The organism is Streptomyces triticagri (assembly GCF_003429565.1).
GTDB classification, from domain to species: Bacteria; Actinomycetota; Actinomycetes; order Streptomycetales; family Streptomycetaceae; genus Streptomyces; species Streptomyces triticagri.
Genome location: NZ_QUAK01000149.1, coordinates 144,896 through 162,613, shown reverse-complemented (window position 1 = coordinate 162,613; position 17,718 = coordinate 144,896). Strand labels below are relative to the sequence as shown.

Below are 17,718 nucleotides of genomic sequence, written 5' to 3'. Positions count from 1 at the left end.
ATCCATCCCCGCCCCGTACCGCGATCACCGTGCCGTCCACCCGGTCAGGCGGGCAGGGTGAACGGAGGGTGGGCGCCGTTGAGAAAGTAGTCGCCCACCTCGCGCAGCCGGTGTGCGACCGGCTCCCGCAGGGCGTGGCCGCGGGCGCTGCGCCAGAAGCGGTCGAATCCGTAGCGGGGCGAGACGGCGTCCATGCCCATGCCGTCGAGGGCACGGGTGGTGATGTCCTGGGCCGCGCGCGAGGCGGCCGCCTCGGCGGCGCCCGCGAGCACGACGGCCTCGGCGCACTCCTCGTCCTCCAGCTCCTCGCCGCGGCCGAGGGCGCGGGTCAGGACGGCGACGGCCTGTTCGGTGAGGGCGGCGGCGGCGCGCGCGCAGACCGCGAGCTCGCCGTAGACGGTGAGCGCGTGCGCGTCCTGCGAGCGGTCCCCGACGGCACGCGGCTCGGGCGTGAACGGCTGCCAGGGAGCGCGCAACCCCCGTTCGTACTCCCGGACTTCGGCGAGCAGCCCCTCGGCCACGCCGAGGCAGAAGTGGGCGGAGACCAGGCGCGCGGCCGGTCCGGCCAGCCGGGCGAAGGGGGACAGCACGTCGTCGTCGGGCAGCAGGGAGCCGAGTACGTCGTCGGACGTCACGCGCACGGAGTCGAAGTCCACTCCCCCGTCGGCGGCCGTCCCGCCGTCGAGGCGGCGCACTCCGGGCCGGGACGGGTCGACCAGGACGGCGAGCGGCTCTCCGGTCGCGGACCGCACGGCGCGTACCACCAGCCGGTCGGCGTGCCCGGCACCCGCCACCTGGGGCAGCCGGCCGTCCAGCAGGTGGCTGCCGGTGCCGGCCGAGTCCGGGGTGAGGGTGAGCGGTGGCTCGTGGGCGGAGATGCCGCCGCCCCACAGCCACCGCTCGGCCGCGGCCTCCCGCTCCAGGCGCCGGGCACGGGCCGGGTCGGCGAAGAAGCGCGGGGCGCCGGCCAGGAAGTAATGACGGCCGAGGAGTTGACCGATCGCACCATCCGCCGCGGCGACGGTGCGGACCACCGCGTACGCCGTGCGCCAGTCCGCTCCCCCGCCGCCGAGCTCGGCCGGCGTGAGCAGGGTGAGCAGTCCGGCCTCGCGCAGTCGGTCCACCTCGTCGAGCGGCGGCCGGCCGGAACGGTCGCGCGCGGCGGCGTCGGTCGCCAGGTCGTCCGCGAGATCGCCGGCGACCCGCAGCCAGTCGGCGGGCCCGAGCCGGAGCTCGGCCGACTCGAGCTCCACCGTCATGCGGTGCCTCCCGCCGAGTGGCCGCCCGCCCCGGTACACGCCTCGCGACCTTCGGCACGGGAGGCGCGATCGGCCGTGGCGGACGGGGCCGGAGGTGCAGTGACCATGGTGGGCTTCCTTCGAAGATCCGGGCAGAACGCCATCGTCACCCGCCCGCCGACCAGCGTCAACGATTTCCCTACTTTTCCAGTAGGAAAACTTGGATCCGGTCGACTGCGCGCCTCCGACCCATCAGGAGATCCGCCGTTTCCATACCCAGCCGCTCGGCGAACGCCGCCTGCTCACCCCCGGGTGCGTTTGCGGCGGTACGAGCGAGCTGCCCACACTCCCGCCAGACCGCCGACGAACAGACCTCCCAGGTCCACGACGGGTGAGCGTCCGAAGACCACCGCAAACACGACGGCGACGAGCAGCGCGGCACCGATCGTGGTGACGATGAAGACAGCAATCTCCCCCCACCACTGGCCGGTGGTATGCGCCCCCTGATCCTCATCCTTCGACATCAGGGCCGTCCTCACTTGGTGATGTTGTGGCACTGCACCGCGCGGGACTTACCCGCACGGGTGACGGAGCGACGTAGGCGCCCGATAAACGATCTCGGAGGACCGTACACGGTCACCGCACGAAACGCACCATAGCCCTGCATCCCTCTGACCTGGGGCTATTCGGGTCCAGACGGTCATTTGAGCCTTCACGTTGCCTTGCCGCCTGACCTTTTTGGTTCAGGACGCCGGCTGCTCCCAGAGCGAGGTGGGTGCCTCGCGGCGGACCACGGGAGCGATCTCCTCTGCGAACCACTGCAACTGCTCCCGTTGTGCCGCTGGTTCGAGTCCGGAGCCGTCGACCGTGATCGACTGCAGATCGTGCCGGTAGGCCGCGTGGTAGCCGAGGATCTTGTCGATGATCTGCTGCGGCGAGCCGATCAGATGCGGCCCGTCGGCGATCGCCTCCTCGATGGTGCGGAACGGGGTGTTGTAGCCGGGCCGGCCCTCCAGGTGGGGCTTGTGGGTCTGGCGGACCTTCGCCTCGTAGTACTCCTTGAAGCGCTGCACGGCGAGCTGTGTGGTGTCGGCGATGAACAGCCCGCCGGACCCTGCGCCCACGTACGCGCCGCTCGGATCGTGTCCGTACGCCGCGAACCGCTCCCGGTAGTGGTCGATGAGCCGGGCATAGGCCTCGCGCGGCTGGATGGCGTTGGCGCTGAACAGCGGATCGCCGTGCTTCGCGGCCAGTTCGGGCGAGTTGAGGCTGGTGGCGGAGCCGTGCCAGACGCGGGGCGGGCGGTCACCGTACGGCCGCGGCAGTGTGGTGGCCTCGTGCAGGGGCGGGCGGAACTTGCCCTCCCAGGTGACGTTCTCCTCCCGCCAGAGCCGGCGCAGGAGTTCGTACTTCTCGGCCTGGTAGTCCCACTGCAGTCCCTCGTCGAGGCCGAAGAGGTCGAAGTGGCCCATCTCGGCGCCCTTGCCCACGACGAGTTCGATCCGGCCGCGGGAGAGCTGGTCGAGCGTGGCGTACTCCTCGGCCACCCGTACCGGATCGAGGATCGCCACCACGGTCACACCGGTCAGGAGGCGGATACGGCTCGTACGGGCGGCGAGTGCGCCGAGCAGCACGCCGGGGCTGGAGGAGAGGAACGGTCCCGCGTGCCGCTCCCCCACCGCGTAGGCATCGAAGCCCAGCTCCTCCGCGCTCACGCCCGTCTCCACCGCCTCGGCCAACCGATCGGCGGCCGGGCCGAGTTCACCCGTCACCGGATGCGGTGCATGTCCGACGAGGGTCAGGACCTGGAACTTCATGCGGAGCTCCCTACTTGTTGTCGCGGGGCAGGCCGGGCGGGTTGATCTGCGACTTCTCGACCGCCTCGCCGGACAGGCCCCAGCGCTTCAGGACCTTGGCGTAGGTGCCGTTGCCGATGACATGCTCGATGGCCTCGGAGAGCGGTTCGACCAGGCCGCTGTTCTTCTTGGTGGTGGCAGCGATCAGGCCCTGCAGGGTGCTGCCCGCGCCCGAGTAGGTGCCGACGACCTCCGTCCTGCCGGCGGTGGCGACGTGGTACGCGGCAGTCGGGTGCGGGCCGACGTAGAGGTCGACGCGGCCCGACTGCAGAGCCAGGTGGACGTCGGTGTCGTCGCGGTAGTACTTGATGTCGACCGGCTCCCGGCCCGCCTTCTCGTTGGCCTTGCTCCACTCGACGAGGAGCTTCTCCTGGTTGGTACCGCTGTTGACCGCAACGGTCTTGCCGGCCACGTCCTTCGGGCCGCGGACCTTCCATCCGCTGCCCTTCTTGGCCTCGAAGCCGAGGGTGTCCTCGCGGTAGGGCGCGAAGTCGTACTTGTCCTTGCGCTCCTCGGTGACGGTGATGTTGCTGAAGCCCGCGTCGTACTTGGCGCTGTCCAGGCCGACGAAGATGTTCTCCCAGGAGACGGTGTTGAGGTGCACCTTCAGGCCGAGCACATCGGCGACCAGGTGGGCGATGTCGGGCTCGACGCCGATCACGGTCTTGTCGTCGGTGGCGTAGAAGGTCAGCGGCGCCGCCGATCCGGAGGAGCTGACGAGCTCCAGAGTTCCGCGCTCGCGGATCTTCGCCGGGACCTTGGCGGCGATCGACTCCACCTTGTCGGTGGTGATCCGCTTCTGGTCCGGACTGAGATTGATCTTCGTCTGCTTGCCGGACTTGCCGGCGCTCTCGGTGGTGTCGCCGTCCGAGGGGTTCCCGCAGGCCGCGAGGGCCAGGGCGGAGACCAGCCCGAGGGCGACTGCGACGGTACGGCGGGGGCGGGACGGGGACACGGTGGTTCTCCTCGAGTGGATGGGGATCGCGGGCGGAAGGTGCGGGGGTCAGAGGACTTTGGAGAGGAAGGTCCGGGTGCGTTCGTGCTGCGGCCGGTCCAGGACCTCGGAGGGCGGGCCCTGTTCGACGACGAGTCCGTCGTCCATGAAGACCACGGTGTCGGCGACCTCGCGGGCGAAGCCGATCTCGTGGGTGACCACGATCATGGTGGTGCCGGTGCGCCCCAAGTCCCGTATGACATCGAGTACTTCACCGACGAGCTCGGGGTCGAGCGCCGAGGTCGGCTCGTCGAAGAGCAGCACCTTGGGCTCCAGGGCGAGCGCCCGGGCGATGGCCACCCGCTGCTGCTGGCCGCCGGACAGCTGACGCGGATAGGCGCCGGCGCGGTCGGCGAGACCGACCCGGTCGAGCAGCCGGTGCGCGGTCTCCTCCGCCTCCTTGCGGGAGCGGCGCAGTGCGGAGACGGGGGCCTCGACGAGGTTCTCCAGGACGGTCAGATGGGGGAACAGGTTGAAGTTCTGGAACACGAACCCGATGTGGGTGCGCTGCTTGAGGACGTCCCGCTCCCTGAGCTCGTAGAGCTTGTCGCCGGAGCGCCGGTAGCCGATGAGCTCGCCGTCGATGCTGACCCAGCCGCTGTTCACCTTCTCCAGGTGGTTGATGGTGCGAAGGAGCGTCGACTTGCCCGATCCGGAGGGACCGAGGACCACGGTCACCTCGCCGGCGCGCACCTGCAGGTCGACGCCGCGCAGCACCTCCACCGGGCCAAAGCTCTTGCGGACGCCGTGCACGTCCACCATGACCTTGCTCATCTGCTGTCTCCCTGCGATTCGGGGTGCGGGCTGCTGCGGGGTACGACGGGGTCACGGCGCCGCGCCGCGGCCGAGCGCACACCGGTGAGGAGGCGCCGTGCACGCTGGAGCGGGGTGGGCGGCGTGCTGCGGTCGGCGCCCTTCGCGTAGTGGCGTTCGACGTAGTACTGGGCGATCGAGAGCACCGAGGTGAGCAGCACGTACCAGGCGGTGGCGACCAGGAGCAGCGGGATCACCCGGCCGTTGCGGCCGTAGATCACCTGGGTCTGGTAGAAGAGCTCGCCGATCGCCATTACATAGACGACCGAGGTGCCCTTGAGCAGACCGATGATCTCGTTGCCCGCGGTGGGCAGGATGGCGCGCATCGCCTGCGGCAGGACGATGCGGCGGATCTGCCGCAGCCGCGGCAGGCCGAGTGCCGCGGACGCCTCCAACTGCCCCTCGTCCACGGCCAGTACACCACCGCGGACGATCTCGGCGGCGTACGCGGCCTGGTGCAGGGTCAGTCCGATGACGGCGGCGCCGATGGTGCCGATCAGGCTGTTGCTGTCGACGGACCAGAAGACCGGGCCGAAGGGGATGCCCACCCCGAGCCGTTCGTACAGGGCGCTGAGGTTGAACCAGAACACCAACTGCACGATCATCGGGATCGACCGGAAGACCCAGATGTACGTCCAGGAGACGGTCTGCAGCACGGGGTTGCGCGACAGGCGCATGAAGGCCAGGACCGTGCCGAGCACGAACCCGAGGACGGTGGCGTAGGCCGTGAGCTGCAGAGTGACCCACACGGCCTGCACGATGGTGTCGGAGAGGATGTAGTCGCCGAACACCCCCCATTCCCATACGGGGTTGGTGGCCAGGCCGTGTGTGAACTGCGCGACCAGGACGAGGACGGCGGCGACGGCGACCCAGCGCGCGTAGTGCCGTACGGGCACCACTTCCAGCGTGGCCGGGCCGTCGGGTGGCGGTGCGGTGCGTGTGCTGTCGCCGTCGGACGGCAGGCCGGTGCCCGGGGGTGCGGTCTCGGTGGGGGATCCCATGATGTGTCCTGCCGGGGGTCTCAGGAGTGCGGGGGACGGTGCTCGGGCGGGTTGATCCGCGAGGCGTCGATCGCGGAGGCCTTGGTGCCCCACTTGTCGAGGATCTTGGCGTAGGCGCCGCTCTTGATGAGCTCGTCGACAGCGGACTGGAAGGCCTTGGTCAGCTTGGAGCCCTTCTTGAAGGTGAAGCCCACGTCGAGGCGGTGGTACTCGTTGAGGAACTCGGTGCCCGACGAGGGCTGCGCCGCCTGGTAGCGCAGGCCGTTGATGGTCGACATGACGACATCGATGCGGCCCTGCTGGAGTGCGGTGAGCGTGGCGGCGTTCTCCGAGTAGACCTTCACGTTGTACGGCTTCTTGCCGGCCTTGGTGCAGACGCTTTTCTTCGCGTTGAGGGTCGCCTCGAAGGTGGTGCCCGCACCGGTGCCGACGGTGCTGCCGCACAACTGGGTGAGGTCGGTGATCCTCTTTCCGAACTGCTTGTTGCCCTTCTTGACCGCGAAGCCCTGGCCGTCATTGATGTACGTGACGAAGTCGATGGTCTTCAGGCGGTCGGCGGTGACGCCGAAGTTGCCGGTGCCGAAGTCGAACTTGCCGCTGCCGAGGGCGGGCAGGATCGTCTCGAAGGAGGCGTCCTGGCGCTCCAGTTTCAGGCCGAGCACCTTGGCGACCGCGTCGGCGAGGTCGATGTCGAGTCCGGCGGGCGGCTTGTCCTGGCCGTTCGGGAAGTACGCGCCGGGCGGGAAACCAATCGAGCTGCCGACGAGCAGCTTGCCCTTCTTCCTGACGTCGGCGGGCAGTTGGTCCGCGACCTGGTCGACCTTGCGTACATCGGCGACCGGGTTGCCCTTCGGCACGGGCGAGCCCTGGGCGCCGGCCGGCGTGCCGTCGGCGGCGTCCTCGGAGCCGCAGGCCGTGAGGGCGAGCAGCGGCAGGGCCGCCAGTGCGGCGAGGCCCGCTCGGGTTCTGGTCGCGGTGGGTTTCACAGCTCGGCCTTTCCGGTCGGTGCGGTTGCGGCCGGCGGCACGGCAACGGCGGTGAGGTGCTTCTCGCTGGGGTGCTTCTCGCTGAGATGTGTCTCGCTGAGGTGTTTCTCGAAGGGCAGCGGGCCGATGGACTCGGGGTCGGCGGCCGTGTCGAAGAGCGGGCGGTAGCCGGTGGTCAGGTACAGGCCGCGTGCCTCGGGCTGGCGCGGCCCGGTGGTGAGGTACACGCGCCGGTAGCCCAACTCGGCCGCGGCTTGCTCCAGTTCGGCGACGACCCGCACGGCGAGACCGCGACGGCGGTGCGCGGAGTGCGTCCAGATCCGCTTGAGCTCGGCGGTCGTGGCGTCGTAGCGGCGGAAGGCGCCGCCCGCGACGGGGTCGCCGTCCTCGAGGAGCAGCAGGAGCAGCCCGGCGTACGGGAGGGTGAACTCCTCGTCGGGATAGCGGGCGAGTTCGGCGTGCGCGTCCTTGCCGTAGCGGGTGGAGTACTCCTCGCCCAGCTCGTGCAGCAGGGGCCGCACCAGCGGGTCGGAGACCTCGGTGCGCAGCACCGTGAGGCGGTCCGTGTCCGGCGGTCGCCGGGTGAGCGAGGTCATGCGCCGGCCGCCGCGAGGGTCTCCGGTCCGCGGGCGGACTTCTCGGCGTCGCGCTTGGCGACCTCCTCGCGGACGATCGGGATGACGTGCCGGCCGAAGTCGATGGCGTCGCCGAGCAGGTCGTAGCCGCGGGCCGAGAGGATGTCGACGCCCAGGTCGTAGTAGTCGAGCAGGGCCTGGGCGACCGTCTCGGGGGTGCCGACCAGGGCGTTGGAATTGCCCGCGCCACCGGTGGCGGCGGCGGTCGGGGTCCACAGGGCGCGGTCGTAGCGTTCGCCCGCCTCCGCGATGGCGATCAGTCGCTGGGCACCGGTGTTCTCCGGGGCGCCGCCGGTGCGGTGGCGCGGCTTGAGGGTCTGCTCGCGGCGCTCGCGGATCGCGCCGACCGTGCGGTGCGCCTTCTCCCAGGCGAGCTCCTCGGTCGGGGCGATGATCGGCCGGAACGCGACCTGGATGCGCGGGAGTTCGGTGCGGCCGGCGGCCCGGGCGGCGGCCTTGACCTGCTCGATCTGTTCTGCGGTCCTCGCAAGGGGCTCGCCCCACAGGGCGTAGATGTCTGCCTCGGCGCCGCCGGCCGCGTGGGCCGCGGGTGAGGAGCCGCCGAACGACACGTTCGGTCGGGGCTGCTGCACGGGGAAGACGTCGCTGACGAAGTCGTGGAACCGGTAGTGCTCGCCCTCGTGGTCGAAGGGCTCGTGGTTGGTCCAGATCTTCTTGACGATCCGGATGTACTCGCGGGTGCGGGCGTAGCGCTCGTCCTTGGTGAGGGTGTCGCCCTCGCGCTGCTGTTCGTGGTCGTTGCCGCCGGTGATGAAGTGCACGGTGAGGCGGCCGTCGCTGATCCGGTCCAGGGTCGCGAAGGTCTTGGCCGCGTAGGTGGGGTACGACACGTTGGGCCGGTGGGCGAGCAGGATCTGCAGCTTGTCGAGCCGGCTCGCGAGATACGCGGCGGCCGGTGCGGGGTCGGGCGAGCCGGAGCCGTAGGCGAACAGGACGCGGTCCCAGCCGTGGTCCTCGTGCGCCCGGCCCAGGCGCAGTGTGTACTCCTTGTCGAAGGCGGGACCGGACCGTACGGCGGTCTCCGAGCCGTCATTGGTCGCGGCTATGCCGAGGAACTCCACAGGCATGGGTGAATGGCCTTTCGCTATGCGTGCTCCGGCCGGCCGCGGGTGAACGCGGCGGCGTACGGCAGGAGTTGACGAGGACGAGCCGCGGCACGTGGGCACGCGCCGTCCGTCGGAGGATGAAGTGGGAGCCCGGCCCTCGACGGGGTCACCGCACCAGGCGGCCATCCGAAGGAGGGAAGGACCGGTCACCGGACGGGAGAGAAGAACGGGGTCCCGCCGCCCCTACCGGGTGCCGGGGCACCCGCACTGCCGGATCAGGCGCAACACGCGGCGGACCACACTCGACCGAAGTCGATGTGGTCGCGCGAGACCAAGCGTTCCTGGGCGTTCATGTGTGTCATTGAGCAGTACGTCCGCGCTGCCGTCAAGCGGCGACCGGATGCCGGACCCGTACCGTGCGGGCGTGTTGCGCGGGTGTGTACAGCACTTTGCAACCTGCCCCGGGCGATTGACAGTCGGCCGCTGCGGGCGCCTACGCTCGGGCACGGAGCCGCCTGTCCGTGCACTGCGCGGACCGCTGCTCCGGCTGCGTTGAGGGACGCGGCGCGTGACCCACTCAGACGCCCGTGACTTCCCCCTGCGGAGATCCCTCGATGGCCACTCTCTCCGACGTCGGCCCGCCGCGCGCCGGCTCCTCCCCGCCAGCCGCGTCCGGCAAGGACGACGCGCCCCGTATCGTGCCGCGCCGGCACCTGGGCCGGCGGCTCACCGGGGCCCTCGCGCTGGCGCTCGTCGCCTTCGCCGCGCACTCCGTGGCGCGCAACGACGCCTTCCAGTGGGATGTGGTGGGCCGCTACTTCACCACCGCCGCGGTCCTGGACGGACTGCTGCTCACTCTGTGGCTCACCGGTCTGGTGATGGTGCTCGGCTTTCTGCTCGGCATCCCGCTCGCGGTGATGCGGCTGTCCGCCAACCCGGTGCTGCAGACCATCAGTTGGGGCTTCGTCTGGGTGTTCCGCTCCACCCCGCTGCTCGTGCAGCTGCTGTTCTGGTTCAATATCGGCGCCCTGTATCCGACGATCGGCCTCGGCATCCCGTACGGCCCGGAGTTCTTCTCCGTGCAGACGGTCAATCTGCTCGGGCCGACGCTGACCGCGGTGATCGGACTGACCCTGCACGAGGCCGCGTACGCCGCCGAGGTGGTGCGCGGCGGGATCCTGTCCGTGGAGCCCGGTCAGACCCAGGCGGCGCAGGCGCTCGGTCTGAGCCGTTGGCGCACCCTGCGCCGGATCGTCGTCCCGCAGGCGATGCGGTCCATCGTGCCGACGGCGGGCAACATGCTGATCGGCACCCTCAAGGGCACCAGCATCGTGAGCGTGCTCGCCGTGCACGACCTGCTCTACTCGGTCCAGTTGATCTACAACCAGACGTACCAGGTCATCCCGCTGCTGCTTGTCGCGACCGTCTGGTACATCGCGGTCACCACGGTGCTGAGCGTCGGGCAGTTCTATGTGGAGCGGCACTACGCACGCGGGACGTCCGCCGCGCTGCCGCCCACTCCGGTGCAGCGGGTACGGCGTCGGATCGGTCGGCTGTCCGCACGCCGGGGGACGCCCGGCGGCAAGCAGTGAGCGCCGACCCGGCGGACCGGGCCGTACTGGTCGTCGTGGGCGCGGGCCCGCGCACCACCGGGCTGCTGGAGCGCATTGCCGCGAACGCGCCCGAACTCTGGGACGGCACACGGCAGTTGAAGATCCATCTGGTGGACCCGCATCCGCCGGGGCCGGGCCGGATATGGCGGCACGCGCAGTCGCCGCTGCTGCGGATGAACTCGATGGCCGAGGACGTGACGCTCTTCACGGACGAGTCGTCGACGGTCGAGGGGCCCGTGCGGCCCGGTCCCTCGCTCGCCGAGTGGGCGGCGCAGTTCGCGGGGTCGGGCCCGCGGCACGAGCCGTACGAGGAGCCGGCCGACCCGGATGTGCTGGCAGAGCTGCGTGACCTGGCGAGCAGTGACTTCCCCACCCGCCGGGCCCAGAGCGCCTATCTGGACTGGGTGTTCCGGCGCGCGATCGGCGAACTGCCGCCGTCGGTGACGGTCGACTGGCACCGCACCACGGCGAACGCCGTCACCGGACCTCCCAACGGGCCGCAGCAGGTCCACCTCGCCGACCGCGCGCAGCCGCTCACCGCCGATCTGGTCGTGCTTGCCCTGGGGCATCTCGGCTCCGCGCCGCCGGCCGAGCACGAGGCGAACGCCGACTTCGCCCGGCGGCACGGTCGCTTCCATCTCCCGCCGGAGTTCTCCGCGGACGCCGATCTGTCCGGGGTCCGGGCCGGTGAGCCGGTCGTCCTGCGTGGTCTCGGGCTCGCCTTCATCGATCTGGTGGCGCTGCTCACCGAGGGGCGGGGCGGCCGGTTCCGCACCGAGTCCGACGGCACGCTCAGCTATCTGCCGTCGGGGCGTGAGCCGGTGATCCACGCCGGTTCGCGGCGCGGGGTGCCGTACCACGCGAAGACCCGCTACCGGCTGCGCGGGCCGCGCGCGCCGCTGCCCCGCTACTTCGGGGCGGATGCGGTGGACGAGCTGCTCGCCGAGGAGCGGCCGCTCGATCTGCGGCGCGATCTGTGGCCTTTGATGGCCAAGGAGATCGGCTTCGGCCACTATCACGAGCTGTTCCACGCCCACCCCGAGCGCACCGCCATGCCCTGGCCGGAGTTCCTCGCGGCGTACGACCGGCTCGACTGGTACGAGCCGGACATGGCATCGCTGGTGGCGAAGGGAGTGCCCGATCCGGTGGACCGGCTCGACTTCGAGGCCCTGGACCGGCCGCTCGCGGGGCGGGTCTTCGCCTCCGCCGAGGAGTTCCAGGCCGGCCTGCGCACGTACATCGCCGAGGACGTCGACCGCCGGGAGGACGAGGAGTTCAGCGCCGACCTGGGTGCGTTCCTCGCACTGCTCTCGATCTACGGGCAGCTGCCTCGGGTGGTGGCCGAGGGCAGGCTGAGCGCGCGGTCCATCGGGGAGGACCTCGACGGCTGGTGGCAGGGGTTCTTCAGCTTTCTCGCCTCCGGTCCGCCCGGATTCCGGCTGCGGCAGCTGCTCGCGCTGTCCCGGGCCGGGATCGTCCGTTTCGTCGGTGCGGACATCCGGGTCGGTACGGACGAGGCGACCGGGACCTTCACCGCGACCAGCCCGACCGTGCCCGGGCACGTCACCCGGGCGACGGCGCTGATCGAGGCGTATCTGCCGAGGTCGTCGCTGCAGCGCACCGAGAGCCCTCTGCTGCGCGACCTGTTGGCGGCGGGCGCGATAGCCGAGGAGGTCGTATCGGATGCCGAAGGCACTCACCGTTCGGGCCTCGTGGACGTCTCCCCCGCCGATGCGCATCTGCGCGATCCACGCCTCGGCCGGCCGCATCCGCGGCGTATCGCGCTCGGCGCACCGACCAACAGCCGCGCCATCGCCGCCTTCGCCCGGCCGCGCACCGATGCCCCGGCCTTCCGGCAGAACGATGCGGTGGCGAGGCGGCTGCTGCGCACGCTGAGCAGGGCGCGGGCCGCTGCTTCGGACGGCTGAACGGCGCCATGTGTCAGCTGCCGAGCGTCCGCAGCGCCACCCACAGGGCGGTGGTCGCGGCGAGGAGCGCGCCGGGCACGGTGAGCAGCCCGAGCCGGGTGAACTCGCCGAGCCGTACCTCGTAGCCGTGGCGTTGGGCGATCCGGCGCCACAGGAGGGTGGCCAGGGAGCCCGCGTAGGTCAGGTTCGGGCCGATGTTGACGCCGATGAGCACCGCGAGGACGGGTCCGGGACCGCCGGCGGCGGCCGGTGGCAGCAGGGCGAGTACGGCCGGCAGGTTGTTGATCAGATTCGCGAGCAGGGCGGCGACGGCGGCGATCGCGAGCAGCGCCGGCAGCGTGCTGCCGTCCGGCAGTAGCGCACCGAGCACATCTCCGAGTCCGTGGTCGAGCACGGCGCGGACCACGATGCCGAGGGCGAGTACGAACGCGAGGAAGGGCAGGTCGGCGGCGCGCAGCAGCACCCTGGGCGTGGTGGCTCGCCGGGCCAGTGCGCGTATGCCGAGCACCGTGGCGCCGGCCGCTGCCGCCCAGGCCGGGTCGATGCCGCAGGCGGAGGCGACGGCGAATCCGATGAGCGTGGCGGCGACGGTGATCAGCGCGAACAGCGGCAGCGCGACGGGTTCCTGCTGCTGGTCCCGCGTGGCGGTGGGCGCTGCCAGATCTGCGGCGAAGTGGCGGCGCAGCACGGCGTACTCGACCGCGATCGCCGCAAGCCACGGCAGGGCCATCAGGGCTGCGAAGCGGGTGAAGCTCAGTCCGGCGGCGCTGTACGCGAGCAGGTTGGTGAGGTTGGACACGGGGAGCAGCAGGGACGCCGAGTTCGCCAGATGGCCGGCGGCGTAGACATGCGGGCCGGCGCGGGCGCCCATACGGCGGGCGGTGGCGAACACCACCGGCGTGAGCAGGACCACGGTGGCGTCCAGGCTGAGCGCGGCGGTGATCAGCGCGGCGAACGCGAAGACGGCGCCGAGGAGGCGACGGGGCTCGCGCCGCGCACGCCGGGCCATCCAGGCCCCGCACACGCGGAACAGCCCCTCGTCGTCGCAGAGTCTGGCGAGCACCAGGACGGCCGCGAGAAAGCCGACGACAGGACCGAGCCGGGCGGCCTCCTCGCGCACGTCGTCGAGCGGTATCGCACCCGTGGCCACCACCAGCGCGGCCGCGGGTATCGCGAACACCGCCTCCGGCTTCCCGAAGGGTCGGACGACGGCGCCCACCAGGACCACGGCGAGCGCCGCGACGGACAGACTTGCGAGGAACACACCCCCGATCATCCATGCGGTCCGTCCGTCACCGGAAACGGCCCTCCACCGCGCTGCGGTCAGGAGGCGTGACGCGCTCCCGTACGGTCGTCGGGGTGGGCGAGGCCGAGATGGTCGCGCAGGGTGGTGCCCTCGTACTCGGTACGGAAGACGCCGCGCTCCTGGAGCAGCGGTACGACGGTGTCGGCGAAGACGTCCAGACCGCCGGGTGTGAGGTGCGGGACGAGGATGAATCCGTCGCTCGCGTCCGCCTGGACGAGCTCGTCGATGGTCCGTGCGACGGTGTCGGCCGACCCGACGAAGTTCTGCCGGTTGCCCGTCTCGATGACCAGATCGCGGATCGACCAGTTGTTGGCGGCGGCGCGCTCACGCCATTCGCGGGCCGTGGCCAGCGGGTCGCGGTACATACGGACCTGGGCGCGGCCGCGCGCGATGTGGTGCTCGCCGACGTCGGGGTCGATGTCGGGCAGCGGGCCGTCCGGGTCGTAGCCGGACAGGTCGCGGTTCCAGACGAACTCCAGGTGCTTGAGGGCGGTCGCGCCGCTGACCTGCTGCCGGCGGACCTCCCGGGCGAGGTCCTGGGCCTCCGCGTCGGTGTCGCCGAGTACGAAGGTCGCGGCCGGCAGTATCAGGAGCTCGTCCGGCCCGCGGCCGTACCTCGCGAGCCGGCCCTTGACGTCGGCGTAGAAGGTGCGGCCCGCGTCCAGGGTGGCGTGCCGGCTGAAGATGGCGTCCGCCTCGGCGGCGGCGAACTCGCGGCCCTCCTCGGAGTCACCGGCCTGGAAGATCACCGGCCGGCCCTGGGGCGAGCGCGGGACGTTGAACTGCCCGTGGATGTCGAAGTGCTGTCCGGTGTGGGAGAAGGCTCCGGCTTTGGCGTCGCGCAGGAAGGCGCCGACGGCCGGGTCGGCGAGGATCTCGTCGCCGCGCCAGGAGTCGAAGAGCTCGTGTGCGGTGGCGAGGAACTCCTGGGCCCGCGAGTAGCGCTCCTCCTGTGGCAGGAAGCCGCCGCGGCGGAAGTTCTCGCCGGTGAAGGCGTCCCAGGAGGTCACCACGTTCCAGGCGGAGCGGCCGCCGGAGAGGTGGTCGAGACTGGCGAACTGCCGGGCCACCTCGTAGGGCTCGTTGAAGGTGGAGTTGATGGTGCCGGTGAGGCCGAGATGGTCGGTGACGGCGGCCAGGGCGCTGAGCACGGTGAAGGTGTCGGGGCGGCCGACCACGTCCAAGTCGTATATCCGGCCGCCCTGTTCGCGCAGGCGGAGTCCTTCGGCGAGGAACAGGAAGTCGAACTTGGCGCGTTCGGCGGTCCGCGCGAAGTGCGCGAAGGAGCTGAACTCGATGTGGCTGCCGGCCTCCGGGTCGCTCCACACGGTGGTGTTGTTGACGCCGGGGAAGTGCGCGGCCAGATGGATCTGCTTCTGCGGTTTGCTCATGGTGGTGGGGTCCTCCGGCTCAGGCGGTGGCGGCGCGGGATGCGGCCGGGGCGACGGGCTCGGGCGCCGGTTCGCGTCCGTCCGGCCCGGACGCGTAGCGGTTAGCGGGGCGGGGCAGGCCGAGCAGGCCGCGCAGGGTGTCGGCCTCGTAGGCACGGCGGAACAGTCCGCGGCGCTGGAGTTCGGGGACGAGGCTGCGGCTGATCGCGGGCAGGTCGTGGCCGAGTACGGCCGGTCGCAGCCGGAACCCGGTGAGGCCGGCCGACTGGAACTCCTCGAGCAGATCGGCCAGTTGGGCGGGCGTGCCGGCGAAGATGCGGGCGTCGCCGGTGTACGGCTCGCCGGCGGCCGAGTCGAGGCGGTCCCGGCGGGCCTCGGCGGTGGTCTGCTCGTCGTCGAGGAACACCACGAGGTCGGCGAAGACGTGCACGGTCTCGGCCGAGCGGCCCGCCGCCCGCTGTTCGGCGCGGATCTCGGCCAGCGTGGCCCGGGCCTGCTCGGCATCGTGCGGAGTGATGTAGCCGACGTCCGCCTGGCGGGCCACCAGCTGGTTCGGCACGGTCCAGTGCGCCAGGGAGCTGACCACGGGCTGGCCCTGCGGAGGCCGCGGCGTGATCGACGGTCCGCGCACGCTGAAGTGCCGGCTCTCGAAGTCGATGTAGTGCAGCTTGTCCCGGTCGATGAACCGGCCGGTGGCGGCGTCCCTGATCTCCGCTCCGTCCTCCCAGCTGTCCCAGAGCCGGCGCACCACCTCCACGTAGTCGGCGGCCTCGTCGAAGAGCTCGGTCACCGACTCCCGTGCGCCCGGGGTCTCGTAGCCGTCGATGTGCGGGAGGGTGCGGCGGCCGAAGTGGGCGGCGTCGGCGGGGCGGGCGCTGATCTGCACCCGCACTCCGGCACGTCCGCCGCTGACGTAGTCGAGGGTGGCGACGGCCTTGGAGAGGTGGAAGGGCTCGGTGTGGGTGACCACCGCGGTCGGTACGAGGCCGATGTGCCGGGACAGCGGGGCGATGCGGGCCGCGACCAGTACGGCGTCGAGGCGGCCGCGGACCTGGTCGGTGCGGTCGTCCGGCTCGAGGAAGTGCGAGGACTGCAGGCCAAGGCCGTCCTCGATGGTCACGAAGTCGAGCAGTCCGCGCTCGGCCTCGGCGACCAGATCGGTCCAGTATCCGGCGGTGAACAGCTCCCGTGGGCGGGCCACCGGCTCCCGCCAGGAGGCCGGATGCCAGCCGGTGCCGTCCAGGGCGACGGCAAGGTGCAGAGGTGCAGGGGGTGTTGAGGACACGTCGGGTGCCTTCCTGATGGTCCGTACGAGAGAGGCCGGCGAGCACGGGGCCGCGGCGGGCGCAGGGTGACCGGGTCGGTCACCGCGGCGGGGTCAGGAACGACAGAGCGCGCCGGCGACGCGCCGCAGGTCGATGTGTGGCCTGCCGTGCAGACGGATGCGGCGGCGCGGATCGATCACGCGCGGCCGGCACGTCACATGGACCACGGAGGCGTATCCCTTCAGGGGCGGAGCGGCATCGGAGTGCTCCTCCACCATGTCTAGCAAAGTCCGTGCAGCGGCTCGTTGCGGCAGCGTGAAATCTCGGCCGTGCGCCTGCCGCCGCTGCGCGGTCAGCCGATCTGGCGGTCGCGGCCCGCGAGATGGCCGGCCACCAGCTGCGGCACCATCAGAACCGCCAGGAACACCAGCGGCAGCCGCCAGCCACCGGAGTGTTCGTACAGCACACCTACGAGCACGGGTCCGGGCACGGACAGCAGGTATCCGGTGCTCTGCGCGAACCCGGAGAGCTTGGCCACGGCCGCGCTGTCGCGTCCGCGCAGTCCGATCATGGTGAGCGCCAGCGGGAAGGAGCAGTTGGCGACGCCGAGCAGGCAGGCCCAGACCCAGGGTGCGGCATCCGGTGCCGCCCAGAGCCCGGCGTAACCGGCGAGGCCGAACAGTCCGACGGCGACGGCGATGCCGCTCTGGTGGCGAAGCCGCCCGGCGAGCGCGGTCAGCGCGAAGGACAGCGGGATGCCGAGCACCGAGGTGACGGCGAAGAGCAGACCCGCGGTGTCCGCGGAGATGCCCGCGTCGCGGAAGATCTGCGGCAGCCAGCCGATGACCACGTACGCGGCGGTGGCCTGCAGGCCGAAGTAGACGGCGAGGGCCCAGGCGGTGGGACCGCGGACCGACCGGTCCCGGGAGGCCGGCTGCACGCCTTCCTGCTGCTCCGCCTGCCCGGACGCGTCCTGCCGGCGGCCGGCCTCCCGGGCCAGGAGCAGCCACGGCACCACGGCGACGGCTGCGAGCAGTGCCCAGGCGCCGAGCCCGACCCGCCAGTCCGCGCCGAACTCCCGGGCGAGCGGCACGGTGACTGCGGCGGCGGTGGAGGCACCGGCGTTGAGCGCCATGGAGTACAGGCCGGTCATCGCACCGACCCGCTGCGGGAAGCGCTGCTTGACCACGACCGGCAGCAGGACGTTGACCACGGCGATCCCGGCGAGGGCCAGTGCGCTCAGGGCGACGAACTGCGCGCTGTCCGCGGCGAACGGGCGTGCCGCGAGACCGGCGGCGATCACCAGCGCGCCGGCCGCCACCACGGCGTCGTGCCCGAATCGGCGGGCGAGCCGAGGGGCCGCGAAACCGACGAGGGCGAAACACACCGCCGGCATCGAGGTGAGCAGTCCCGCGACGGTGGCGCTCATGTCGAGACCGTCACGGATCTCCTCGAGCACCGGCCCGACGCTGGTGACCGCGGGACGGAGATTGAGCGCCGCGAGGATCAGCGCCACCAGGGCGGTCCGGCGCGTCCAGACCTCGGCCCGTGACCTCGCGCCGCTCGCGGTCGGCGACGGGCGTCGCCCGGTCACGTCGCACCTGCCGGATCGTTCATGTCGGGCC

General features: G+C 71.4%; 16 protein-coding genes. 2 read left to right on the top strand and 14 right to left on the bottom strand.

Annotation, left to right across the window (positions count from 1 at the left end; all coding sequences use genetic code 11):
• Positions 1-44: 44 nt before the first annotated feature.
• The 9 genes from DY218_RS25045 to DY218_RS25005 all read right to left on the bottom strand — a co-directional run bounded on the left by DY218_RS25045 (position 45) and on the right by DY218_RS25005 (position 8,611).
• On the bottom strand, positions 45-1,259 hold the full coding sequence (locus DY218_RS25045) for an acyl-CoA dehydrogenase family protein (RefSeq protein ID WP_128558407.1): 1,215 nt from the start codon (positions 1,257-1,259) through the stop codon (positions 45-47).
• 281 nt (positions 1,260-1,540) lie between these two features.
• The gene (locus DY218_RS25040; protein WP_128558406.1) at positions 1,541-1,762 is read right to left on the bottom strand and encodes a hypothetical protein; all 222 of its coding nucleotides are present in this window, start codon (positions 1,760-1,762) and stop codon (positions 1,541-1,543) included.
• Positions 1,763-1,981: 219 nt separating this feature from the next.
• A complete protein-coding gene (locus DY218_RS25035; RefSeq protein WP_128558405.1) occupies positions 1,982-3,055 on the bottom strand; it encodes an LLM class flavin-dependent oxidoreductase in 1,074 nt (357 codons plus the stop codon).
• 10 nt (positions 3,056-3,065) lie between these two features.
• Positions 3,066-4,049: an ABC transporter substrate-binding protein gene (locus DY218_RS25030; RefSeq protein ID WP_128558404.1), complete on the bottom strand. Its 984-nt coding sequence runs from the start codon at positions 4,047-4,049 to the stop codon at positions 3,066-3,068.
• A gap of 48 nt (positions 4,050-4,097) precedes the next feature.
• Positions 4,098-4,862 carry an amino acid ABC transporter ATP-binding protein gene (locus DY218_RS25025; protein WP_128558403.1) on the bottom strand — a complete coding sequence of 255 codons (765 nt, stop codon included), beginning with the start codon at positions 4,860-4,862 and terminating at the stop codon, positions 4,098-4,100.
• The gene (locus DY218_RS25020) at positions 4,859-5,902 is read right to left on the bottom strand and encodes an amino acid ABC transporter permease (protein ID WP_128558402.1); all 1,044 of its coding nucleotides are present in this window, start codon (positions 5,900-5,902) and stop codon (positions 4,859-4,861) included. The genes DY218_RS25025 and DY218_RS25020 overlap by 4 nt, the downstream gene beginning before the upstream one ends.
• Before the next feature lie 20 nt (positions 5,903-5,922).
• Positions 5,923-6,888 (bottom strand): ABC transporter substrate-binding protein, encoded by a 966-nt coding sequence (locus DY218_RS25015; protein WP_128558401.1) that lies wholly within the window; start codon positions 6,886-6,888, stop codon positions 5,923-5,925.
• Positions 6,885-7,484 (bottom strand): GNAT family N-acetyltransferase, encoded by a 600-nt coding sequence (locus tag DY218_RS25010; RefSeq protein ID WP_128558400.1) that lies wholly within the window; start codon positions 7,482-7,484, stop codon positions 6,885-6,887. Before DY218_RS25010 ends, DY218_RS25015 begins: the two co-directional genes overlap by 4 nt.
• Positions 7,481-8,611 carry an LLM class flavin-dependent oxidoreductase gene (locus DY218_RS25005; RefSeq protein ID WP_128558399.1) on the bottom strand — a complete coding sequence of 377 codons (1,131 nt, stop codon included), beginning with the start codon at positions 8,609-8,611 and terminating at the stop codon, positions 7,481-7,483. The genes DY218_RS25010 and DY218_RS25005 overlap by 4 nt, the downstream gene beginning before the upstream one ends.
• Positions 8,612-9,204: 593 nt before the next feature.
• On the opposite strand from DY218_RS25005, the gene DY218_RS25000 reads away from it, so the two are divergent.
• Together DY218_RS25000 and DY218_RS24995 are read left to right on the top strand one after the other, a co-directional pair.
• Positions 9,205-10,182, top strand: a complete 978-nt coding sequence (locus tag DY218_RS25000; RefSeq protein WP_128558398.1) for an amino acid ABC transporter permease — start codon at positions 9,205-9,207, stop codon at positions 10,180-10,182.
• On the top strand, positions 10,179-12,131 hold the full coding sequence (locus tag DY218_RS24995; RefSeq protein WP_128558397.1) for an FAD/NAD(P)-binding protein: 1,953 nt from the start codon (positions 10,179-10,181) through the stop codon (positions 12,129-12,131). The genes DY218_RS25000 and DY218_RS24995 overlap by 4 nt, the downstream gene beginning before the upstream one ends.
• 13 nt (positions 12,132-12,144) lie before the next feature.
• Here the strand turns inward: DY218_RS24995 and DY218_RS24990 are convergent, their stop codons facing one another.
• The 5 genes from DY218_RS24990 to DY218_RS24975 all read right to left on the bottom strand — a co-directional run bounded on the left by DY218_RS24990 (position 12,145) and on the right by DY218_RS24975 (position 17,687).
• A complete protein-coding gene (locus DY218_RS24990; protein ID WP_128558396.1) occupies positions 12,145-13,407 on the bottom strand; it encodes an SLC13 family permease in 1,263 nt (420 codons plus the stop codon).
• Positions 13,408-13,454: 47 nt separating this feature from the next.
• Complete coding sequence (locus DY218_RS24985; protein ID WP_128558395.1) at positions 13,455-14,828, bottom strand: NtaA/DmoA family FMN-dependent monooxygenase; 1,374 nt, start codon at positions 14,826-14,828, stop codon at positions 13,455-13,457.
• 19 nt (positions 14,829-14,847) lie between these two features.
• Positions 14,848-16,113: an LLM class flavin-dependent oxidoreductase gene (locus DY218_RS24980; protein WP_128558394.1), complete on the bottom strand. Its 1,266-nt coding sequence runs from the start codon at positions 16,111-16,113 to the stop codon at positions 14,848-14,850.
• 93 nt (positions 16,114-16,206) lie between these two features.
• The gene (locus tag DY218_RS34335; RefSeq protein ID WP_158574114.1) at positions 16,207-16,371 is read right to left on the bottom strand and encodes a putative leader peptide; all 165 of its coding nucleotides are present in this window, start codon (positions 16,369-16,371) and stop codon (positions 16,207-16,209) included.
• 74 nt (positions 16,372-16,445) lie between these two features.
• A complete protein-coding gene (locus DY218_RS24975) occupies positions 16,446-17,687 on the bottom strand; it encodes a CynX/NimT family MFS transporter (RefSeq protein ID WP_128558393.1) in 1,242 nt (413 codons plus the stop codon).
• Positions 17,688-17,718: the final 31 nt, after the last annotated feature.

Bases quoted from the DNA above. Each gene is read 5' to 3' on its own strand.
- DY218_RS25040 (WP_128558406.1), bottom strand. From the start codon at position 1,762: ATGTCGAAGGATGAGGATCAGGGGGCGCATACCACCGGCCAGTGGTGG.
- DY218_RS25010 (WP_128558400.1), bottom strand. From the start codon at position 7,484: ATGACCTCGCTCACCCGGCGACCGCCGGACACGGACCGCCTCACGGTG.
- DY218_RS25020 (WP_128558402.1), bottom strand. From the start codon at position 5,902: ATGGGATCCCCCACCGAGACCGCACCCCCGGGCACCGGCCTGCCGTCC.
- DY218_RS25045 (WP_128558407.1), bottom strand. From the start codon at position 1,259: ATGACGGTGGAGCTCGAGTCGGCCGAGCTCCGGCTCGGGCCCGCCGAC.
- DY218_RS25035 (WP_128558405.1), bottom strand. From the start codon at position 3,055: ATGAAGTTCCAGGTCCTGACCCTCGTCGGACATGCACCGCATCCGGTG.
- DY218_RS25005 (WP_128558399.1), bottom strand. From the start codon at position 8,611: ATGCCTGTGGAGTTCCTCGGCATAGCCGCGACCAATGACGGCTCGGAG.
- DY218_RS25000 (WP_128558398.1), top strand. From the start codon at position 9,205: ATGGCCACTCTCTCCGACGTCGGCCCGCCGCGCGCCGGCTCCTCCCCG.
- DY218_RS25025 (WP_128558403.1), bottom strand. From the start codon at position 4,862: ATGAGCAAGGTCATGGTGGACGTGCACGGCGTCCGCAAGAGCTTTGGC.
- DY218_RS24990 (WP_128558396.1), bottom strand. From the start codon at position 13,407: ATGATCGGGGGTGTGTTCCTCGCAAGTCTGTCCGTCGCGGCGCTCGCC.
- DY218_RS34335 (WP_158574114.1), bottom strand. From the start codon at position 16,371: ATGGTGGAGGAGCACTCCGATGCCGCTCCGCCCCTGAAGGGATACGCC.
- DY218_RS24985 (WP_128558395.1), bottom strand. From the start codon at position 14,828: ATGAGCAAACCGCAGAAGCAGATCCATCTGGCCGCGCACTTCCCCGGC.